General features: G+C 73.4%; 18 protein-coding genes and 1 pseudogene. 10 read left to right on the top strand and 9 right to left on the bottom strand.

From position 1 onward, the window contains the following. Positions 1-72: 72 nt before the first annotated feature. Positions 73-999 (top strand): SDR family NAD(P)-dependent oxidoreductase, encoded by a 927-nt coding sequence (locus ACU436_RS31405; protein ID WP_459030625.1) that lies wholly within the window; start codon positions 73-75, stop codon positions 997-999. A 255-nt stretch (positions 1,000-1,254) separates the two neighbouring features. Here the strand turns inward: ACU436_RS31405 and ACU436_RS31410 are convergent, their stop codons facing one another. From ACU436_RS31410 to ctaD, 3 genes are read right to left on the bottom strand one after another with little or no spacing between them, the layout of a single operon-like run. After that, on the bottom strand, positions 1,255-2,001 hold the full coding sequence (locus ACU436_RS31410) for a peptidyl-tRNA hydrolase (RefSeq protein ID WP_459030626.1): 747 nt from the start codon (positions 1,999-2,001) through the stop codon (positions 1,255-1,257). Positions 2,002-2,040: 39 nt separating this feature from the next. Further along, positions 2,041-3,279: a phosphoserine phosphatase SerB gene (gene serB / locus ACU436_RS31415; protein ID WP_459030627.1), complete on the bottom strand. Its 1,239-nt coding sequence runs from the start codon at positions 3,277-3,279 to the stop codon at positions 2,041-2,043. A 7-nt stretch (positions 3,280-3,286) separates the two neighbouring features. Further along, positions 3,287-5,035: an aa3-type cytochrome oxidase subunit I gene (gene ctaD, locus ACU436_RS31420; RefSeq protein WP_459030628.1), complete on the bottom strand. Its 1,749-nt coding sequence runs from the start codon at positions 5,033-5,035 to the stop codon at positions 3,287-3,289. A 167-nt stretch (positions 5,036-5,202) separates the two neighbouring features. Here ctaD and ACU436_RS31425 point away from each other — a divergent pair, with 167 nt between their 5' ends. After that, positions 5,203-5,961: an ABC transporter permease gene (locus ACU436_RS31425; RefSeq protein WP_459030629.1), complete on the top strand. Its 759-nt coding sequence runs from the start codon at positions 5,203-5,205 to the stop codon at positions 5,959-5,961. Here the strand turns inward: ACU436_RS31425 and ACU436_RS31430 are convergent. Further along, positions 5,945-6,754: a PIG-L family deacetylase gene (locus tag ACU436_RS31430; RefSeq protein ID WP_459030630.1), complete on the bottom strand. Its 810-nt coding sequence runs from the start codon at positions 6,752-6,754 to the stop codon at positions 5,945-5,947. The two genes, ACU436_RS31425 and ACU436_RS31430, sit on opposite strands and share 17 nt — an antisense overlap. Before the next feature lie 36 nt (positions 6,755-6,790). Next, positions 6,791-6,994 carry a hypothetical protein gene (locus ACU436_RS31435; RefSeq protein ID WP_459030631.1) on the bottom strand — a complete coding sequence of 68 codons (204 nt, stop codon included), beginning with the start codon at positions 6,992-6,994 and terminating at the stop codon, positions 6,791-6,793. Between the two features lie 170 nt (positions 6,995-7,164). Between ACU436_RS31435 and ACU436_RS31440 the strand changes: the two genes are divergently transcribed. The 4 genes and pseudogenes from ACU436_RS31440 (at position 7,165) to ACU436_RS31455 (ending at position 9,652) form a co-directional block, all read left to right on the top strand. Then, entirely contained in the window at positions 7,165-7,770 is a 606-nt protein-coding gene (locus tag ACU436_RS31440; protein ID WP_459030632.1) for a sigma-70 family RNA polymerase sigma factor, read from the top strand. Further along, positions 7,770-8,552, top strand: coding sequence for an anti-sigma factor (locus tag ACU436_RS31445; RefSeq protein WP_459030633.1), 783 nt, complete (start codon positions 7,770-7,772; stop codon positions 8,550-8,552). Before ACU436_RS31440 ends, ACU436_RS31445 begins: the two co-directional genes overlap by 1 nt. Before the next feature lie 86 nt (positions 8,553-8,638). After that, positions 8,639-8,800: pseudogene (locus tag ACU436_RS31450) on the top strand (alpha/beta fold hydrolase); the annotation flags it as partial. A gap of 42 nt (positions 8,801-8,842) precedes the next feature. Next, positions 8,843-9,652 (top strand): TIGR03619 family F420-dependent LLM class oxidoreductase, encoded by an 810-nt coding sequence (locus ACU436_RS31455; RefSeq protein WP_459030634.1) that lies wholly within the window; start codon positions 8,843-8,845, stop codon positions 9,650-9,652. 73 nt (positions 9,653-9,725) lie between these two features. Here the strand turns inward: ACU436_RS31455 and ACU436_RS31460 are convergent, their stop codons facing one another. Next, positions 9,726-11,591 (bottom strand): serine/threonine-protein kinase, encoded by a 1,866-nt coding sequence (locus tag ACU436_RS31460; RefSeq protein WP_459030635.1) that lies wholly within the window; start codon positions 11,589-11,591, stop codon positions 9,726-9,728. A gap of 98 nt (positions 11,592-11,689) precedes the next feature. On the opposite strand from ACU436_RS31460, the gene ACU436_RS31465 reads away from it, so the two are divergent. Together ACU436_RS31465 and ehuB are read left to right on the top strand one after the other, a co-directional pair. After that, positions 11,690-12,904: a hypothetical protein gene (locus ACU436_RS31465; protein WP_459030636.1), complete on the top strand. Its 1,215-nt coding sequence runs from the start codon at positions 11,690-11,692 to the stop codon at positions 12,902-12,904. Then, on the top strand, positions 12,901-13,770 hold the full coding sequence (gene ehuB, locus ACU436_RS31470) for an ectoine/hydroxyectoine ABC transporter substrate-binding protein EhuB (protein ID WP_459030637.1): 870 nt from the start codon (positions 12,901-12,903) through the stop codon (positions 13,768-13,770). The genes ACU436_RS31465 and ehuB overlap by 4 nt, the downstream gene beginning before the upstream one ends. 344 nt (positions 13,771-14,114) lie before the next feature. Here ehuB and ACU436_RS31475 read toward each other — a convergent pair whose 3' ends face one another. Further along, positions 14,115-14,687, bottom strand: coding sequence for a TetR/AcrR family transcriptional regulator (locus ACU436_RS31475; protein ID WP_459030638.1), 573 nt, complete (start codon positions 14,685-14,687; stop codon positions 14,115-14,117). Positions 14,688-14,790: 103 nt separating this feature from the next. Here ACU436_RS31475 and ACU436_RS31480 point away from each other — a divergent pair, with 103 nt between their 5' ends. After that, on the top strand, positions 14,791-15,672 hold the full coding sequence (locus ACU436_RS31480; protein ID WP_459030639.1) for an LLM class flavin-dependent oxidoreductase: 882 nt from the start codon (positions 14,791-14,793) through the stop codon (positions 15,670-15,672). Here ACU436_RS31480 and ACU436_RS31485 read toward each other — a convergent pair. Then, positions 15,669-17,486, bottom strand: a complete 1,818-nt coding sequence (locus ACU436_RS31485) for an AAA family ATPase (protein ID WP_459030640.1) — start codon at positions 17,484-17,486, stop codon at positions 15,669-15,671. The genes ACU436_RS31480 and ACU436_RS31485 overlap by 4 nt on opposite strands. Continuing rightward, positions 17,467-18,588 (bottom strand): NDMA-dependent alcohol dehydrogenase, encoded by a 1,122-nt coding sequence (locus ACU436_RS31490; RefSeq protein ID WP_459030641.1) that lies wholly within the window; start codon positions 18,586-18,588, stop codon positions 17,467-17,469. The genes ACU436_RS31485 and ACU436_RS31490 overlap by 20 nt, the downstream gene beginning before the upstream one ends. Positions 18,589-18,741: 153 nt before the next feature. Here ACU436_RS31490 and ACU436_RS31495 point away from each other — a divergent pair, with 153 nt between their 5' ends. Continuing rightward, positions 18,742-20,337, top strand: coding sequence for a benzoate-CoA ligase family protein (locus tag ACU436_RS31495; protein WP_459030642.1), 1,596 nt, complete (start codon positions 18,742-18,744; stop codon positions 20,335-20,337). Positions 20,338-20,361 lie beyond the last annotated feature (24 nt).

Genomic DNA, 20,361 nt, shown 5'->3' on the forward strand with positions numbered 1-20,361 from the left:
AGTCTATCCTTGACAATCTCCTTGAGTGGCTCAAGCATTATGCTTGAGCCACTCAAGGACAGGAGAGTTCGTGTGACCCCCTGGGACCCGAGCACCATCGCCGACCAGCAGGGCCGGCGCGTCGTCGTCACCGGAGCGGGCAGCGGGCTGGGCCTCGTCGTCTCGCGCGAGCTCGCCCGGCGGGGGGCCCGGGTCGTCATGGCCGCGCGCGACGTCGGAAAGGCCGACCGGCACCGCGCCGACCTGATCGCCGAGCACCCGGCCGCGACCGTCGAGGTCCGGCCGCTCGACCTGCTCGACCCCGCGTCCGTCCGGGACTTCGCCGCCGCCGTCACCGAGGAGCCGGTCGACGCCCTGCTGAACGTGGCCGGCATCGCCGGCGTCCCCCTCCGGCGCAACACGCGGGGCTGGGAGAGCCAGTTCGCGACCAACCACCTGGGCCACTTCGCCCTCACCGTGCTGCTGCTCGACGCGCTGGGCCGCGGGTTGGAGCCGCGCGTGGTCACGGTCTCCTCCTCCTTGTACCGGGTCGGGAGGCTGGACCTGGATCGCGACGACCACCTGACCGGTGGGCGGCGCTACTCCCCCATGCGCGCCTACGCCCGCTCGAAGCTCGCCAACATGCTGTTCGGGCTGGAACTCGACCGCAGGCTGCGCGGCGCCGGTTCCCCGATCCGCAGCATCCTCGCCCACCCCGGGATGGCCCGCACCCCGATGAACACCGGCCGCACCGAGACGCTGGTCGACAGGCTGGTCCTGTCGGTCGCCGGTGCGGTGGCCCGGGCACCCGAGGCGGCCGCCCTGCCGATCCTGTACGCGGCCACCGCGGGCGACCTGGAGGGCGGCACATTCGTCGGTCCGCGCACCGAGTTCCGTGGCCCCGTGCGCGTGGAGCACCTGCCGGTCCGCCCGCCCGCCGACGACATCCCGCTCGCCGAGCGCCTGTGGGCGGCCTCCGAGGAGCTCACCGGCACGCGCTCCGCGCTGATCGGCGGTTAGGAGGGTCCTGGGACAACTCCGCCCGTAGCGAGCGGCGTCCAGGTGGTGCCCTCGCAAGACGGACGATCGCACCGATACCCCGATCGCCGACACGGCCAAGCGATGATCAGCGGATCCGTGACGTGAATCGCACATCTGCGGCTCACGTCACGATCGCGGCGATCAAGACGGCCGCTCTGTTCCACCGGGAGCGTCTTGATCAGCAGGATCGGGACATGGGCCGCACCCGTGCAGCGGATGTCCCTTTTCCGCTGATCACAGGCTCGCGCGGGACCTGGCGAGCCGATCTCGGGCCGGGGCGGCGATGCAGGTGATCGTGCCGGGGGCGACTTCGGTGAACCCGGCGTCCCGGACGGCCACCGCCTCGCCGCGCCCGACCGCGGCGCACAGCTGCCCCCACCGGTCCTCGTCGGCGTCTCGCACCGCGAAGTGCGGCACGGACGAGAGCCCGTGGGCCGCGGCGTAGAGCATGGAGGCGTGCCCGACCTGGGCGGCCGCCTTGCCGACGGTCAGGTTCAGCGCGGCGTTCACCCAGATCACCGGCTGCCCCGGCGCGGGAGGTCCGGGTTCGTCGGCTTCGAGCTCGGTGCCACCGATCTGCAACCGGGAGACCACGCGCGGCACGTCGTCCACCGGGCCGGGCAGCAGGGCCCGCGCCTGCGCGCCGTCCACCTCCCACGTGACGCCCGGCAGCTCCTGCACCGCGGCCCAGTGCGCGCCACGGGCCCGCCGGGCGATCTTCCGGATCTGGGTGGCCACCCAGATCGCGACGGTGTCGTGCCACTCGCCCCCGGAGCGGGCGCGCGGGTCGAGGCACACGGCGAGCGCGGCGGCCGCGGCGGCCTCCAGCACCGGCGTCCGGGCGGCCGGCGGCCGCTCCAACCGGAGGATCACCGGCATCGCGCGCACGATGCCGTCCGACACCGGCTCGCCGCCCCGGACGTACCGGGCCGCGAGTGGGGCCAGCACCGGAGCGTCGGCGAGCGACTGATCAGCGTTCACGCCCGTCCCAACGCGGCGAACCCGTCCGTGCTTCCGCCCTCAGGGGATCGGGACGCGCCGCAGCACGCCCTCGGCCGCGTCGGCGCGCTCGACCTCGTCACGGGTGATGCCGAGGACGAACAGGACGACGTCGAGGTAGGGGTGCGACAGCGCGGCGTCGGCGACCTCCTGCAGCGCCGGCTTGGCGTTGAACGCGACGCCGAGCCCCGCGGTGGACAGCATGTCGATGTCGTTGGCGCCGTCGCCGACCGCCACGCACTGCTCCAGCGGCACGCCGAAGTCGTCGGCGAACCGGCGCAGCGCCACCGCCTTGCCCGGCCGGTCCACGATGTCGCCCACGACCCGCCCGGTGAGCCGGCCGTCGACGATCTCCAGCTCGTTGGCGGCGCAGAAGTCCAGCCCCAGCTCGTCGACCAGGCCCTTGATCACCCGGGTGAAACCGCCGGAGACGACGCCGCAGCGGTAGCCGAGCCGCTTCAGCGTGCGGATCGTGGTGCGGGCGCCCGGGGTGAGCTCCAGCCGGGCGGCCACCTCGTCGAGGACGGTCTCGGGCAGGCCGGCCAGCACGGCGACACGGCGGCGCAGCGACTCGGCGAAGTCCAGCTCCCCGCGCATCGCGGCCTCGGTGACGGCGCGCACCTCGGCCTCCGAGCCCGCGTGCGCGGCGAGCATCTCGATGACCTCGCCCTGCACGAGCGTCGAGTCGACGTCGAAGACGATCAGCCGCTTGCTACGCCGGGAGAGCCCCGCCCGTTCGACGGCGACGTCGACGCCCGCGGTGCGGGCCACCTCCACGAGCCGCGCGCGCAACGTGCCCGGCGGGTAGTTCTCGCTCCCGCCGCCCGGCTCGGGGGAGACCATCAGCTCCAGCCCGGTGACCGGGTAGTCGGCGACCCGGCGGATCGAGTCGATGTTGGCGCCGACGTCGGCGAGCGCGGCGGCGACCGAGCCGAACGCCCGTGCGGTGATCGGCCGGCCGATCAGGACCACGACGTGCGAGGAGTGTCGCCGGACGGCCGGGTCGTCGCGCACCTCGAGCGTGGTGTGCACCTGCATCGCGATGCTCGCCATCGCCTGCTCGACGACCTCCTGCAGTCCCTCGGGGTCGCGGTGGGCCTCCACCACGACGCCGAGGGTGAGCCGGCCGCGGATCACGACCTGCTCGACGTCGACCAGGTCGACCCCGTGCCGGGTGAGCGCCGCGAACAGCACCGAGCTCACGCCCGGCCGGTCCGGGCCCGTGACCGTGATGAGGACGCTGGTGCCCGAGCCGGTCATGGAGGGGTCAGCGTGACTTCGGATCGTCGCTCGGGAGGGTCTCCCCGGCGACGACGGAGGTGGCCAGCTCGCCCGGGTCGGCGTGCCCGATGTGGGCCTCGGCGCGGAAGCGCTCCACGAGGTGCGGGTAGTGCAGCTCGAACGCCGGGCGCTCCGACCGGATCCGCGGCAGCTCGGTGAAGTTGTGCCGCGGCGGCGGGCAGGACGTGGCCCATTCGAGCGAGTTGCCGAAGCCCCACGGGTCGTCCACCGTGACCACGCGGCCGTAGCGGTAGCTGCGGAAGACGTTCCAGAGGAACGGCAGCGTGGACGCGCCCAGCACGAACGCGCCGATCGAGGAGATCGCGTTCAGCGTGTTGAACCCGTCGATGGGCAGGTAGTCGGCGTACCGGCGCGGCATGCCCTCGTTGCCCAGCCAGTGCTGCACCAGGAACGTCAGGTGGAACCCGATGAACGTGAGCCAGAAGTGGACCTTGCCGAGGGTCTCGTCCAGCATCCGCCCGGTCATCTTCGGGAACCAGAAGTAGATGCCCGCGTAGGTGGCGAACACGATCGTGCCGAACAGCACGTAGTGGAAGTGCGCCACCACGAAGTAGGTGTCGGACACGTGGAAGTCCAGCGGCGGGGACGCCAGCAGGATGCCGGTGAGCCCGCCGAACAGGAACGTGGCCAGGAAGCCGACGCTGAACAGCATCGGCGTCTCGAACGTCAGCCGCCCCTTCCACATGGTGCCGATCCAGTTCACGAACTTGATGCCCGTGGGGATCGCGATCAGGAAGGTCGTGAAGGAGAAGAACGCCAGCAGCACCGCGCCGGTGGCGTACATGTGGTGGGCCCACACGGCCACCGACAGCGCACCGATCGAGATCGTCGCGTAGATCAGCGACTTGTAGCCGAACACCGGCTTGCGGCTGAACACCGGGAAGATCTCACTGACGATCCCGAAGAACGGCAGCGCCACGATGTAGACCTCGGGGTGCCCGAAGAACCAGAACAGGTGCTGCCAGAGGATCACGCCGCCGTTGGCGGGGTCGAACACGTGCGCGCCGAAGTGGCGGTCGGCCAGCAGGCCCAGCAGCGCGGCGGTCAGGACCGGGAAGGCGATGAGGACCAGGATCGCCGTCACGAGGATGTTCCACGTGAAGATCGGCATCCGGAACATCGTCATGCCCGGCGCGCGCATGCAGACGATCGTGGTGGTGAAGTTGACGCCACCGAGGATCGTGCCGAGACCGGAGAGGACCAGGCCGACGATCCACAGGTCGGCGCCGGCACCCGGCGAGCGGATCGCGTCCGACAGCGGGGTGTAGGCGAACCAGCCGAAGTCGGCGGCGCCGCCGGGCGTCAGGAACCCGGACAGCACCGTGAGCCCGCCGAACAGGAACAGCCAGTAGGAGAAGGCGTTCAGGCGCGGGAACGCGACGTCGGGCGAGCCGATCTGCAGCGGCACGATGTAGTTCGCGAAGCCGAACAGGATCGGCGTCGCGTACAGCAGCAGCATGATCGTGCCGTGCATGGTGAACAGCTGGTTGTACTGCTCGGTGGACAGGAACTGCAGACCCGGCACGGCCAGCTCGCCCCGGATGAGCAGCGCCATCGCGCCGCCGGCCAGGAAGAACCCGAACGACGTGACCAGGTACAGGATCGCGATGTCCTTGGGGTCCGTCGTCCGCAGCATCTTCAAGAAGGTCGAGCCCTTGGGCGACTGTCGCGCCGGGTACTCCGGCGCGATCGGCTTGGGGGCGACGGCGGTCACTGGTCCTCCTGGAACTGCCGACTGCACGAGCGGGCGGGCCGGATGGCCCAGCCGGGATGTTAGCTCTACCCGTCGTCGAAGGCGCCGCCCGGGTGGCGGGCCCCACGTCCCGGCGACACCCGGTGCGCACCCGGACACGGCCGCGCGGAGCGGCGATGATTCCGGGCATGGGCTCGACCACGGTCGTCATCGGACCGGGGCTCGCCGTCGCCGGCGTGCTCGCGGTGGGGGTCGCCGCCGTACTCGCGGCGGCGGCGCACCTGGGTACCGGCCGGTCCACGCTCGTGGCCGGTGCGCGGGCGGTGCTGCAGCTCGGCGCGGTGTCGCTGCTGATCGGCGTGATCATCGGTTCGGTGCTGCTCAGCGCGGCGTTCGTGCTGCTGATGGTGGCCGTGGCGGGATGGACCTCCGCGCGCCGGATCACCCCGCACCCCAGCGGCTGGTGGGCGGTGCTGCCGATCGCGGTGACGCCGCTCCCGGTCACGGCCGCCCTCGTGCTCGCGGGCGTCGTGCCGCCCGTCGGGGTCGCGGTGATCCCGATGGCCGGCATCCTCGTCGGAGGGACGATGACCGCCACATCGCTGGCCGGCCGCCGCGTCCTCGACGAGCTGGAGACGCGTCGCGGCGAGGTGGAGGCCGCCCTGTCGCTGGGGTTCCTGCCCCGCGACGCCGCGATCGAGATCGCCCGGCCGCGCGTGGGTCAGGCGCTGATGCCGGCAATCGACCAGACCCGCACGGTGGGGCTGGTCACGCTGCCCGGCGCGTTCGTCGGCATGTTGCTGGGCGGCGCCACGCCGGTGCAGGCGGGCGCCGTGCAGGTGCTCGTGCTGGTGCTCCTGCTGGCCGTCGAGACGGTGGCGGTGGCGATCATGCTGGAGCTGGCGTGCCGCGGGATGGTGCGCCGGACGGCTACCGCAGCGGCGTGAACAGCTCCTCGAACAGCTCCGGCGCCGCGGCCGGGTTGGGAACCGGATCGAGGATGTAGAACTCCGTGCCCATACCCAGCGCGAACACCGGATCGGGCATCGCGAGCAGGAAGTGCTCGGGCGACATCTGGCTCGCGTGCGCCCGCATCGACGCCCGCTTCTGGTCGACGAAGTCGACGGCGTCGACGCGGTGGGTGATCTCCGCCTCCGGCTTGCCGAACGTCGGCTCGTCGAAGTTCGGGGGCTCCCAGCCCTCGGGCATGTCACCGGACTCGGCCATGCCGCGCATCCCGCGGATCATCCAGTCGCGGTTGATCGTGTGCTGGGCCACCACGGGGACGGCCGACAGCTCGGCGGCGCGCATCCCGACCCGGTGCACCTGGATGTGGTCGGGGTGGCCGTAGCCGCCGTTGTCGTCGTAGACGGTGAGGATGTCCGGCTCCTCCTCGTCGAGGATGACCGCGAGGCGGCGCGCCGCGTGCTGGACGTCGGCCTGCCAGAAGCAGTACGGGGCCGCGTTGCTCGGCTCGCCCATCATCCCGGAGTCGGTGTAGCCGAGGAACTCCACGCGCTTGGCGCCGATCGCCGCCGCCGAGGCGTAGCTCTCGGCGGAGCGGCGCACGGGCAGCTGCTCACCGGGCTCCAGCACGCCCGGAACGGGCTCGCCGAGCTCGCCGCGGGTGGCGAAGACCAGTACGACCCGGTGACCGGCCGCGGCCGCCCTGGCGAGGGTGCCGGCGGTGCCGATCGACTCGTCGTCGGGGTGCGCATGGAAGGAGACGATGGTTCCCACCCCAGTCACCCTACGCAGCGCCCGACGCGCCCCCGGCTACCTGCCGCGCCAGGAGCGCTTGGCGGCGATCACGGCCGCCGCGTAGATCGTGCACGGCCAGGTCTGGTTGCCCCGCTGCCCGCCGAGCGTGCAGGTGCGGCAGTGCCCGTGACCGTCGTCGACGTGCTGCTCGAGCAGCGTCGTGACCGCGACCGGCTCGTCTACGATGAGGTTCGCGAGTAGCGTTCGGATCCCGCTCACGGGATCGAGACCTTTGCCGGCACAGCCATCCCCCAGCCCCTCGGTGGTCGCACGTCCCGCGGTGGAGCTCGCCGGACCGCCCCCGTGCCGTTACGCGGATCCTGTGGTTCAGTGCACACGCGAACCGGTGACCCTCCCGGTGCGAACGACAGGACGTGAGGACCGCGCCGGTGGCCGAAGCCGATGCGCCCGATGCACCCGACGACGAGCTCGTGCGTGCCGTCGCGGCCGGGGCGCAGCTGGCCCTGGCCGCCCTCTACGACCGGTACGGCAGGCGGGCGTTCTCCCTCGCGCGCCGGGTCTGCCGGGACGACAACCTCGCGGAGGACGTCGTGCAGGAGGTCTTCCTCGCGTTCTGGCGCGCCCCCGGGCGCTTCGACCCGGCGCGGGGCGGGTTCGGCACGTGGATCCTCACGCTGGTGCACCACAAGTCGGTCGACGCCGTGCGGCGCGAGAGCGCCCTGCGCCGCCGTACGGTCGCCGCCGCCGAGGAGGGGCAGGAGTCGGGCCCGCCCGGCCCGGGCGCCGACCAGGGGGCGTTGCAGTCCATGGAGGCCGGGCAGGTCCGCGACGCGCTCGGTCGCCTGCCGGCCGAACAGCGGGAGGCGCTGGCACTCGCCTACTTCGGCGGCTACTCGCAGCGCGAGGTCGCCACGCTCACGGGGGTGCCGCTCGGGACGGTGAAGTCGCGGATGTTCAGCGGGATGCGGCGGTTGCGCGGGGTGCTCGGCCCGGTGCTCGGCGAGATCGCCACCGAGGCGAAAGGGGGTGCGTGATGGACGACCGGTCCGGGTTCGACGGCGCGACGCCCTGTCCGCTGGGCGAGGAGGCGGTCGCGTTCGCCCTGCACGCCCTCGAGCCCGACGAGGAGGCGGCCATGCGCGGTCACGTCGAGCGCTGCCGCACCTGCTCCGAGACGGTCCGCGAGACCGAGCTCGTCGCGGCGGCGGTGGGTGGTGCGGTGGACCAGGTCGACCCGCCCGCGCGGTTGCGCAGCAACCTCCTGGCCACGGCGGCCGAGACGCCGCAGGTAGGCTCCCCGGCCGCGCCGGAGCCCCACCCGCGGTTCGCCCGGCCGCGACCGCCGAGGACGCGGGCCCTGATCGCGGCCGCCGCGGCGGCGGTGATCGCGATCGGCGGGCTCGGCGCCTACACCGTCCAGGTGCAGCGGGAGCGCGACGCCCTGGCCACGCAGGCACGGGCCCTCGCCGGGATCGTCACGCAGCTCGACGCTCCCGGCAGCTCGCACGCCATCCTCAGCACCGGGTCCGGGCAGCCCGTGGCGGCCGTGCTCATCACCGGCGACCGCGGCACCGTCGTCACCACCGGGCTCGACCCGAACGACACCGGTTCCTCCACCTACGTCATGTGGGGGCTCGGCGTGGGCGACCCGCGCCCCCTGGCCGCCTTCGACGTCGCCGCTCCCGGGCCCGGGATCCACGAGGTGGGCGCCGGTGACGCTCCGCCGTTCACGTCCTACGCCGTGTCCCTCGAGCCCGGGCGCACGATGCCCGCCGTCCCCACCACGGTGGTGGCGAGCGGGCCGGTGCAGGCCTGAACGGCGCACGCGGCTCCCGATCGGCACGTGATCTCCCCCACGACCGGTTGGCCCTGACACCGGTGTGAAGCGCCAACGTCGGAGGCATGGCCGAACATCTCGCGCACGTCGTCAGGGGCTCCGGCCCGGGGATCCTGCTCGCCCACGGCGGGGGCGGCAGCGTGGCGGGCAGCTACGGCCCGACCCTGGACGACCTCGCCACCACCCACACCGTCGTCGGACCCGACTACCCGGGATCGGGCGCCACGCTCGGCGCGATCCGCTCGCTGCTGGCCCGGGTACGGTGAGCCGTGGATCTCGAGGTGGTGCTGCCCGACGAGTCGCCCGACACCGCGCCCGAAGCGTTCGTGGAGCTCGCGCAGACCGCGGAGCGGCTCGGCTACCGCACCCTGTACCTGCCCGACCACCTGCTCCCACCCGCCCCCTACGGCGACACGTACGGCGGCGTGTACGAGCCGCTCGTGACGCTCGCCCACATCGCGGCACGCACGTCGGCCATCCGGCTCGGCACGTCCGTGCTGGTGCTGCCGTTGCGCAGCCCGTTCGTCGTCGCGAAGCAGGTCGCCACCCTGGACCGGCTCTCCGGCGGCCGGGCGGTGCTCGGGGTGGGGGTGGGCTGGGACCGCGCCGAGTTCGCCGACGTGGGCGCCGACTTCACCACGCGGGGCGCGCGCACCGACGAGGACATCACCCTGCTGCGCCACCTCTTCCGCGACGGCGGAGCGTTCCACGGCCGGTTCCACCACGTGGAGCAGGGCGTGTTCGCGCCGGTGCCCGCGCGGCCCGTACCGATCATGGTGGGCGGGACGAGCGCGGCGGCGCTGCGCCGGGCCGCCGCCGTGGCCGACGAGTGGCAGGGCTTCTCCATCGACGCGGACGGGTTCGCGCGCTGCGCCGCCCGGCTGCGTGAGCTGTCCGAGCGCGTCCCGCGGCTCGGCACCCGGCTGGCCTGGACCGGCGGTTCCGACGAGCTGAGGCGCAGCGTGGACGAGGCCCACGCGCTCGCCGCGGCGGGCGCCGACGCCGCGGCCGTCTGGTTCGGCGCGGCCGAGGGCGCCGGGGACCGGATGGCCGAGTTCGCCGCGGCGTTCCGCAGCTAGTGTCCCGGACCGGAAATCCACCACATAACTCGACGGCCCGCCGATTTATGCACCGGACTTCCGGTCCGGAACACTAGCTGGGCGGGGGCAGGCGGCTCGCCGCCGCCGTGGCGAGGCTGCTGGCGGTCCGGCAGAGCTGCTCGCCAGAGCCGGAACCCCAGTACGTCACCCACACCGACTCGATCCGGTTGCTGCTCCCGACGAAGTACGAGCGCTGCACGAACTGCACCCAGCAGTTCCCCGGCCGCGCGAGCACGGTGCCGGGGTGACCGCCGAAGTCGGCGGGCGTGCCGTCGGCCTCGCCGAGGGGGTAGCCGCGGTAGTACGTCACCACGACGCTGCCGCTGGACGTGAACGAGTTCCAGTTGCAGCCCCAGTCGCCGAAGCGCGACCGGGGTGGCGTCGCGCCGGCGACGGCGGCGGCGATCTCCTCGCGGGTCAGCAGGCCGCACGCCGGGATGGTGGCCAGCGGGCTGGTGGCGCTGAGCGGCTGTCGCCTGCCGATGCCCTGGGCGGCCAGCCGCGAGAGCGTGGCGGCCTGCCCCGCCTCGGCGATCGCGCAGAGGTCCGTCGTGCCGGCCGGGTCGTCGTAGCTCACGGCGGACACCAGCACGGTGTTCCCGTCGGACAGGCGGATGCGGTGCTCGCAGGTGCCGTCGGCGGGCGGGTAGCGCACGACCGTGTAGCCGGACTCCTCCGACTGGGTGCCGCCACCGATCAACGCGGTCTCGGTCTGGTTCTCGAACGCGATCGTGAACCCGACCGAGCCGCCGTCGGCCTGCTCGATGTCGGCGCGGCAGCCGACGAACGAGACGTTGTCCGGGTCGAGGGTGGTGGTACCGAAGCCCTTCACCGACTCGACGTCCAGCAGCGAGCACGGGTCCGCGGTGGCCGGGTCCGGGATGGTCGCGGTCGCCGGGGCCGTCGTGGGCGGGGCCGCGGCGGGCGGCGCGTCGACGCCGGGCCGGGCGATGGTGACGGCGACGACCACACCGGCCGCCACCGCGAGCGCGGCGGCGACCGCGGCCCCGGCCCGCAGCCCGCGTCGCGCCGGCTTCGCGGTGGGCCCGGCATCGGTCCCGGTGGGAGCCCGCCCGTCGGCGATCGCGCGAAGCGCTTCGTGCGCCTGTGCCGCGGTGGGGCGGGCCGCCGGGTCGTCGGCCGTGAGGTGGCGCAGTACTTCCCTGAGCGGCCCGGCACGCTCCGCGACGGGCGCGCCACCGCGCCCGATCCGCGCCAGCAACGCGAGGACGTTGCCCGAGTCCGCGCCGAAGGGCGGCCGCCCCTCGACCGCGGCGTACAGCGTGGCCCCGAGCGAGTAGACGTCGCTGCGGGAGTCGGTGCCCTCCCCGCGTGCGGTCTCCGGCGCGAAGTACGCCGGCGTGCCGGTGACCACGTGCGTGGCCGTGATCGCGGGGGCCGCCGCCGTGTGCGCGATGCCGAAGTCGGTGAGCTTGACGACGGGGCCCGCGGCCGAGGGCCGGGAGAGCAGCACGTTGTCCGGCTTGACGTCGCGGTGCACGATGCCGGCCGAGTGCGCGGCGGCCAGCGCGCCGGCCACGTCGGCTCCGATGGCGGCGACCTCGAGCGGCGGCAGCGTCCCGCGTTCGGCGAGCACCCCGCCCAGGCTGCGCGAGGGCAGGAACTCCAGCACCAGCCACGGCTCGTCGCGCTCCAGCACGACGTCGAAGATCGAGACGATGTGGGGGTGGTGCAGCGCGGCCACGATCCGCGCCTCGCGCATCGTCCGCTCGCGGGCGAGCGCGACGTCGGCCACGGCCTGGTCGGCGAGCCGGACCTGCTTCAGCGCCACCTCGCGGCCGAGCAGCTCGTCGCCTGCGCGCCAGACGGCGCCCATGCCACCGGCCCCGATGAGCTCGCGCAGCCGGTACCGGCCGGCGACGACGGCGACCGGTGCACCGTCCGGGATCCCGGTCATCTGCGCCCCTCACGTGAGATCGCACGGAGGATAGAACAGCCGCCCGGGCCCCCTCCCGGGTCGATCTTCGCTACGCTCCGCAGTCCGGGGGGTGAGACGTGGGGGTCACGTTCGGGTGGCGGCGCGTTCTGTTGGGCACCGCGACCCCGCAACGGCTCGAGCGCCTCCGCGCGCTGCTCGTCGCCGCCTGCCTCGCCACGGCGCTGGTCAGCGCGCTGGCGGGCTCGGCCCGAGCCGATGCGGTGGGCGCGGGCGGCACCCAGGTGGCCGCGGCCGACACGGACACCGGCCAGCTCTACAGATCGCTGAACGAGGCCGAGGCGATGGCGGTCAGCGGCTTCACCGGCGAGCAGCCTCCGCCGCCCGGCGTGGTGGCCCGCTACCACGACCACATCGCCCGGGCCACGCAGCGGCTGACCCACGCGGCGAGCCTGCTCCCCCCGGGCGGGCGGGATGCCGCGCTGATCGAGCGGATGGCGAGCCTGCTGCCCCGGTACACGGCCCAGGTGCAGGAGGCGAACACGCTGCGGGCCGACGGCTCGCCGGCGCGGGAGTCCCGGGCGCGGGAGATCCTCACCGACGCGTCGGACCTCATGCGCACCACGATCCTGCCCGCGGCCGACGCGCTGCGGCGCGGCCAGGACACTGCGCTCACCGAGAACTACCGGCGGGCCAGCGAGTTCCCGGCCATCGTCCTGCTCGTCGGGGTGGCCACGCTCCTCGGTGTCGGCTACGCGGGGTTCCGCGAGCTGCGCCGCACCAACCGGATCCTCAGCCCCGGGCTCGCCGCCGCCGGCCTGCTGCTGGTCGCCGTGCTCGGATGGTGGTCGATCGCCACGGCGGCCGCGAGCGACCGGCTCGACGCGGCGCGCGGTCACAACGCCGTGGCCACCTCGCTGGACGAGGCCCGCATCACCGCCCTGCAGGCACGCGCATCCGAGAGCGCCGGCAACAGCAGGGAGTTCGTCAACCGCATGGAGGCGGTGACCGGCCCCGGAGGCTTGCTCGACGCGGCCGCCGGGCAGACCGCCGGCGAGGTCACGACGGCCGGCATCGCCGGGATCCGGGCCGCCGCAGGCGACTGGCGGCTCGCGGTCGCCAACCCGGATCCGGACGCGTCCCGGAGCGCGTTCGACCGGCTCGGAGCGGCTTTGGCGGACGTGATCGGCACCGAGCGAACGGCACTGGCTGGCGACGTCCGCAGCGCCGACGCCGCACTCGGCGGGACGGCGGCCGTGCCGGCCGTCCTGGCGGTGCTGGCGGCGGCCGCGGCGGCGTTCGGGATCGGCCGGCGCCTCAAGGAGTACCGATGACGTGGTCGCGCCGCGACTTCCTGCGTGGGGGCGTCGCGCTGGGCGGGGGCGCGCTCCTCGCCGGGTGCGCATCCGGCACGGGCTCGACCCTCGACGGCGCCCGCGATGCGGGGATCATCACCGTCGGCATCGCCAACGAGGCGCCCTACGGCTTCACCGGCCCGAACGGCGCCGTCACCGGCGAGTCGGTCGAGGTGGCGCGCGCCGTGTTCGCCGCGCTCGGCGTCCCCGAGATCCGGCCGGTCACCGTCGACTTCGGCGAGCTCGTCCCCGGCCTCACCCTGGCCCGGCAGTTCGACCTGATCGCGGCCGGCATGTTCGTCACGCCCGGACGGTGCGCGAGCGTCGCGTTCTCGGCGCCGGACTACACGGCCCCGACCGCGTTCCTGGTGCCGTCGGGCAACCCGCAGGCCGTGTCGACCTTCGACGACGTCCGCGACCACAACCTCCGCCTCGCGGTTCTGGGCGGCGCGGTCGAGTACCACTACGCGCTGGACAGCGGCATCCCCGACGGCCGGATCCAGCAGCTCGCCGACCAGTACGCGCTGCTCCTGGCCGTCGCGGACGGGCGCGCCGACTGCGCCGCCCTCACCAGCATCTCGCTCAAGAACGCGCTCGCCGGTGCGCCGGGCACCCCAGTCGAGGTCACGTCCGGCTTCTTCCCCGTGGTCGGCGGCCGCACGGTCGTCTCGGCCGGCGCGTTCGCGGTCCGCCCGGGCGACGACGACCTCCTCGACGCCGTGAACACCCAGCTGCGGGCGATGCAGCAGTCCGGGGAGTGGCTGCGCATCGCCCAGCCGTTCGGCTTCGGCCCGGAGAATGTCCCGGAACCGGACCTGACCACGGAGAGCCTCTGCGGCGGCTAGCGCGGTGACCACATACCTTCGCCGGGTCCGGCTGGAGCGGCGGTACGAGCGGCACTTTCGCACGTTAGGTGCGTACGGGAGTGCCGTCCGTGCAACTGAAGCACTCCCCGGAGTGGCGGGGGCGGGCCTCACGCAGATCGGCGCCTGGTGATCGATGCGAGATGCGGGAAACCGCCCCCACAAGGGCACGAACCACGGTCTCGCAACGATCAAGGCCGCATGATCGGACCGAACTGCGGTTGATCGCCTTGCCCGGGGCGCCGAGCGCCATCTCGCAACGATCATGCCCGGCCGGGTCACCGGGCGCGAGTGGGCCGCAGCGCCCAACGCCGGCGGTGCCCGCACTAACTGCGCAGTCCTGCGATGAGGAGACCGACCAGCCGTCGCGCGTCGTAACGGGGATCGCTGCCGGCGCCGACGCAGAGGTTCCCGACGCCACGCATGAGCTCCAGGGCGCTCAGGTCGGACCGGATCTCTCCGGAGGCGACCGCGGCGTCGAGCAGCTCGGTGCACACGGGCACGAGGCGGTCGAGGAAGTAGGCGTGCAGCCGGTCGAACCCGGCGGCGTCGGGTTGCAGCACGGCGGCGAGCCCGTGCTTGGTGACCAGGAAGTCGACGAAGATGTCGATCCAGCTCGCCAGCGCGGCGTAGGGAGTTGCGCCGGTCGCCAGCAGCGCAGGCCCGGCCTCGGCGCACGCCTCCACCTGGTGCCGGAAGACGGCGATGATCAGGTCCGCGCGCGTCGGGAAGTGGCGGTAGATCGTGCCCATACCGACGCCCGCCTCGGCCGCGATGTCGCGTACCGGCGCATCCACCCCTTTCGCGACGAAGACCGCGGCGGCCGCGTCGAGCAGGGCCTTCTCGTTGCGCCGCGCATCCGCCCGCTTGGGCCGCGCCGCGCCGCTGCCGTTCACCACGCAGCCCCCTCCTTGCTAAGCGGAACGTTGCTCCGTATCGTTAGCGGAGCGATGTTCCGCTTCCTATGGTGCCAGAGCGGACCCGACGAAGGAGCAACGACCCATGCCGAACACCACCCGGCCCCGGTTCGGGATCATGACCGCCCCCATGCACGTCGACTACCAGGACATCCTGCGGGTCTGGCGCGAGGCGGACACGATCCCGGAGATCGAGCACGCATGGCTGTTCGACCACCTCAAGCCGATCGCGGGCGACGTGAACGGACCGATCCACGAAGGCTGGACCCTGCTGTCCGCACTCGCCGCCCAGACCAGTCGGCTGCGCCTCGGCCTGCTCGTCACCAGCAACCGCTTCCGACCGCCCGCGATGCTGGCCCGGATCGCCGCCACCGTCGACATCGTCTCCGGCGGGCGGCTCGAGTTCGGGATCGGCGTCGGCTCCCTGCCCAGCCACCCACTGGCCCGGAGCGAGTACGAGGCGCACGGCCTGCCCTACCACGACACCGCCGACGCGGTGGGCGGCTTCGCCGAAGCGCTCACGGTGATCCGGCGGCTGTGGACCGAGACCGAGCCGTTCGACTTCCACGGCAACCACGTCCAGCTCACCGACGCCCTCTGCAACCCCCGGCCCGTGCAGCGCCCCCACCCGCCGATCCTCATCGGCGGACGCTCGTCCGCGACGTTGCGGGTGGTCGCCGAGCACGCGGACGTGTGGAACTTCCCCACCCACGGCGTCGAGATCGACGAAGCCACCCGCCGCAGCGCCCTGCTGGACCGCTACTGCGCCGAGATCGGACGCGACCCCGCATCGATCACCCGTTCCGTCCCGCTGCCGGTCTCCTACGACGACCCCGGCAGCACCCAGGACGCGATCGGCCAGGCTATCGACGCCGGCTTCGGGCACATCGTCCTCGTCCTGCCGGCGCCCTACCCGGCCGACGTCGCGCACTGGGTGGCCGACAAGCTCATCAGCACGTCGGTCTAACCGAGCACGCGCGTCAGGGCCGGACCCACCTCGGCAAGCCTGCGCACCGTCTGGGCCCGCCCGCCCCGCCGGGCCGCGAGCGCCGCCGCGGCCGCCTCGGCGTCGGCCCCTCCGAGCGGGACGAGCACCTGCAGCCGGTCGATGCCGCCCAGGGCGGTGGCCGGGTCGTCGCCCGCGGTGTGGATGCAGTCCGACAGCAGCACGACGAGCCGCTGGTCGGCCACCGCCCCCGCGACCTGCCCGGCCGCCTCGCGCAACCCGGCGGCGAGGTCGGTGGTGCCGTGGCCGCGCAACGCGACGAGGTCGGACAGCAGGTCCTCGGGTGGGCGCCGCACGCCGTGGGCCTGCAGCACCCGGACGCCCGAGCCGAACGCGACGACCGCCGGGACGAGCCCGTCCCCCGCCGCCAGCACCACACCCGCCGCCGCCACCGCGGCCAGGGCCACCGCCTGCCCCTGCATCGACCCGGACACGTCGACGGCGAGCGCCACCGCCCGCCGCGACGCCGTCCAGCCGCGGGTGACGATGTCCTCCGCGCGGGGCCGGCGGGTGGGGCCCGGCTCCCAGGCGTCGAGGGTGCGGTCCAGGTCGAGGTCGCCGTCGCCGCGGGGAACCGGGGCGAGCCGCCGGGTCCCGCGGGCGCGGGCCGGGCCGACGCGGCCCAGGCGCAGGAACACCCGGCCCGCGAGCTGCCGGGCGGCGGCGCGCAGCCCCTCGTCGGTGGCGACCGCGAGGTCGGCGAGCAGCGCCGCGGCGGCCTCGGGGTCGCGGGAGAGCAACTCCTCGAACGCGGCGGCGTCGAGCTCGCCCACCTCCGGCGAGACGTCCGCGAACTCCGCGTGCTGCGCCGCGAGCTCGGCCCGGCCCTGGGTGCGGCCCGCGCGGTCGCGCTCCGGGCGCGACCGCTGCCGGAAGCCCGCCGGAGGGTCCGGCGGGCCGTCAGCTTTTCCCGGGCCGTCCGGGGGTCCGTCGTCGGTGGGCCAGAGCGCGTCCAGCAGCTCGTCGATCACGGACTCCGGCGTGCGGTCCACCCCGTCGGCGATCCGGATGCGCCCGGACAGCGCGGCGTACGCGGCGTCGCGGCCGGTCTCGCGACCGGGCTCGGGCTCGCCGCGCAGCTCGGTGAGCCCCGTGAGCACCAGCGCCATGTCGATCGCGCCGCGCACCGAGGAACCCATCCGCACGTCGCGGTGGGTGCGCGTGGCCCGGGCCATGCCGACCGCCAGCTCGACGACCTCGCCGTTCAGCCCCGTCACGGCGTTCGTGATCGCACGCTCGGCCGGCTCGTCCTGGTAGCCGAGGACCACCCGGCACATCCGGTCGGCGATCGCCTGGCTCACCCGCGCCGTGCCGATCGCGTCGAACGGGTTCATCGCCGCGATCAGCCGGAACTCCGGCCCGGCCCGCACCGCACCCAGCCTGGGCACCGCGATCTCGCCCTCGGCGAGAACGGTGATCAGGACGTTGAGCGTCTCCTCCGGGACGCGGTTGAGCTCCTCCAGGTACAGCAACCCGCCCTCGCGCATCGCGGTGAGCAGCGGCCCGTCCACGAAGCTCGCCGGGTGGTAGCCCTCGGCGAGCACCTGCGCCGGGTCGAACTGCCCGACCAGCCGGGCGGGCGTCAGCTCGGCGTTGCCCTCGACGAAGACGACGGCTCGCCCGTTCTTCCGGGCGATCGACCGCAGCAGCGTCGACTTGCCGGTGCCCGGTGGACCCTCGATGACCACGTGCCGGCCGGTCGCGAGCGCGACGGTGAGGACCTCGCGCTCGCGACGCAGGCCGACCGGCGCTACCTCAGTAGATGATGACGCCACGGATGTTCTTGCCGTCGTGCATGTCCTGGTACCCCTGCGCGACCTCGTCGAGCGAGTAGGTCTTCGTGATCAGCTCGTCGAGCTTGAGCACGCCCTCGCGGTAGAGCTGCAGCTGCCGCAGGATGTCCCAGTTCGGGTTGGACGCGCCGAAGAGCGCCCCCTGCAGCCGCTTCTGGCTCAGGGTCAGTTCGGAGAGCGCGATCGGCACCCCGACCTCGGTGGCGTCGCCGAGCCCGGTCACCACGCACGTCCCGGCCTTCCGGATGGACGCGAAGGCCTGCCCGACGTGCTCGGGCTTCACGACGCCGATGGTGACGATCGCCGAGTCGGCCCCCTGCCCGTTGGTGAACTGCTTGGCGAGCTCGGTGGCCTCGTCCATCGTCTCGACGGCGTGCGTGGCGCCCAGCTCCTGCGCCTTCTCGCGTTTGAAGGCCACGGGGTCGACGGCGATGACGTTGGACGCCCCGGCGTGGGCCGCGCCCTGCACGGCGTTGATGCCGATGCCGCCGATGCCCATGATGATCACGGTGTGCCCGGGCTGAACCTCGGCGGAGTTGACCGCCGAGCCCCAGCCGGTGCCCACCCCGCAGCCCACGAGGCACGCCTTGTCCAGCGGGATGTCGTCGGGCACCTTCACCGCGGAGTCGGCGGACGCGGTGGTGGTCTGCAGGAACGTCGAGATCCCGCACATCTGTCCGACGCCCTGGCCGGTCTCGGCGAGCTTCACGCGGTAGTCGCCGGGCCGGCCCCAGCGGGCGCCGTCCAGCAGGGTGGCACCCAGGTCGCAGAGGTTCTGCATCCCGGACGCGCACCAGCGGCAGTGCCCGCACGAGGGCAGGAACGAGAAGACGACGTGGTCGCCTTCCTTCAGCCCTTTGCCGTTGACGCCTGCCTTGGTGACGATGCCGGCGCCCTCGTGGCCGCCGGCGAACGGGAACACGGCCACCGGGATGTCGCCGGTGGTGATGTGGTCGTCGGAGTGGCACATGCCCGACGCCACCATCTGGACCTGGATCTCGTTCTCCTGAGGGTCATCGACCTCGAGGTCCACTACCTCGTACTTGCCCGGCACCTGGCGGACGATGGCGCCACGAGTCTGCATCGCTGATCTCCTTCGACGAGCGGCCAGGCCTCGTTCATAGCAGCGTGCGCATGGATGTGAAAGCGCTGCGGTGAGGGATCTTCTACGGATCGTTGCCGGAGCGTGAGCAACCAGTAGAGTTCGGACCCACCCGTTCGGACCGGAGCCGCTCCCATGACGGAACTGTTCAACGCCGCCGCCTACCTCACCGAGCGTCGCGTCGACGCCGGTGACGGCGAGCGGATCGCGCTGCGTCACCCCCGGGGCACGCACACCTACGCGCAGATCACGGCGGAGGTCCGCCGGGTCGCCGCGGGCCTGGTCCGCATCGGGGTGCGCCCGGAGGAGCGCGTGCTCCTGTGCATGGCCGACGACATCGAGCTGGCCACCGGCGTGCTCGCCGCGATGTACATGGGTGCGGTGGCCGTGCCGGCCTCCACCATGCTCACCGCACGTGAGCTCGCCACGCTCGTCGTCGACTCCCGGGCGCGGGTGCTCGTCGGCAGCCCGCAGTTCGCCGGCGCCGTCACGGCAGCCGCCGCCGACGCGCCGGACCTGCGCCACGTCGTGCTCACCGGCGACACCGCGCCGGACGTGCCCGGCACTACCGGCCTGACGTGGGAGGACCTGCGGACGGCCGAGCCGCTCCCGGCGCCGTACCCCACCTGGGACGAGTCGCCCGCCCTGTGGCTCTACACGTCCGGCACCACGGGCAAGCCCAAGGGCGCGATGCACCGGCACACCGACATCCGCTACGTGTGCGAGACCTACGCCGCGCAGGTGCTCGGCATGGGCCCGGACGACGTGTGCCTGTCGGTGGCGAAGCTGTTCTTCGCCTACGGCATCGGCAACTCGCTCTTCTTCCCCCTCGCGGTGGGCGCGTGCAGCGTGCTGGAGCCGTCGCGGCCCAACCCCGCGCTGTACGCCGAGCGGGTGGTCGAGCACGGGGTCACGCTCTTCTTCGGCGGTCCGAGCTTCTGGGGCCCGCTGATGGCCGCCGACCTGCCGCGGGAGACGTTCGCGACGGTCCGCAACGGCGTGTCGGCCGGCGAGGCGCTGCCGGCCCGGATGTTCCACGGCGTCCGCGACCTGTACGGCTTCGAGATCCTCGACGGGATCGGCTCCACCGAGGCGCTGCACATCTTCATCTCCAACTCACCCGGCAAGGTCGTGCCGGGCAGCTCCGGCTTCCCGGTACCCGGCTACGAGGTGCAGCTGCGCCGGCCGGACGGCAGCGTCATCGAGGGCGCGGGCGAGCCGGGGATGCTCTACCTCGCGGGCGAGTCGCTGTGCACCGGCTACTGGTGCCGCACCAGCGTCAACCGGGCCGTGTTCCACGGGGAGTGGATGCGCAGCGGCGACCAGTACGTCCGGGGCGAAGACGGCAGCTGGACCTGCCTCGGCCGCGCCGACGACGTGCTCAAGGTCGGCGGGATCTGGGTGAGCCCCAGCGAGGTCGAGGCCCGGCTGCTCGAGCACCCGGCGCTCGCCGAAGCCGTTGTCATCGGGGTGCCCGACGAGGACGGGCTGGACAAGCCGGTCGCGTACGTCGTCGCACACCCGGGTGCGACGGTCGACCCGGACGAGGTGGTGGCGTTCTGCCGCGCGGGCCTGGCGGCGTTCAAGCGCCCCCGCCTGGTGGTGCAGGTCGACGAGCTGCCCCGCACGGCGACGGGCAAGATCCAGCGCTTCCGCCTTCGCGAGCTGGCGGCGTCGACGGTGACGCCCCCGGGCACGACGGCGGCCGAGGCCGCCGAGGTGAAGGCCTGACAGCGCGACCTGCGAAGTGTCGAT

Source organism: Pseudonocardia wallangbongensis (genome assembly GCF_054486945.1).

What these genes read in the sequence shown, in the direction of transcription:
- serB (WP_459030627.1), bottom strand. Translation starts at nt 3,279, where the DNA reads ATGACCGGCTCGGGCACCAGCGTCCTCATCACGGTCACGGGCCCGGAC.
- ACU436_RS31425 (WP_459030629.1), top strand. Translation starts at nt 5,203, where the DNA reads ATGGGCTCGACCACGGTCGTCATCGGACCGGGGCTCGCCGTCGCCGGC.
- ACU436_RS31445 (WP_459030633.1), top strand. Translation starts at nt 7,770, where the DNA reads ATGGACGACCGGTCCGGGTTCGACGGCGCGACGCCCTGTCCGCTGGGC.
- ACU436_RS31460 (WP_459030635.1), bottom strand. Translation starts at nt 11,591, where the DNA reads ATGACCGGGATCCCGGACGGTGCACCGGTCGCCGTCGTCGCCGGCCGG.
- ehuB (WP_459030637.1), top strand. Translation starts at nt 12,901, where the DNA reads ATGACGTGGTCGCGCCGCGACTTCCTGCGTGGGGGCGTCGCGCTGGGC.
- ACU436_RS31480 (WP_459030639.1), top strand. Translation starts at nt 14,791, where the DNA reads ATGCCGAACACCACCCGGCCCCGGTTCGGGATCATGACCGCCCCCATG.
- ACU436_RS31490 (WP_459030641.1), bottom strand. Translation starts at nt 18,588, where the DNA reads ATGCAGACTCGTGGCGCCATCGTCCGCCAGGTGCCGGGCAAGTACGAG.
- ACU436_RS31495 (WP_459030642.1), top strand. Translation starts at nt 18,742, where the DNA reads ATGACGGAACTGTTCAACGCCGCCGCCTACCTCACCGAGCGTCGCGTC.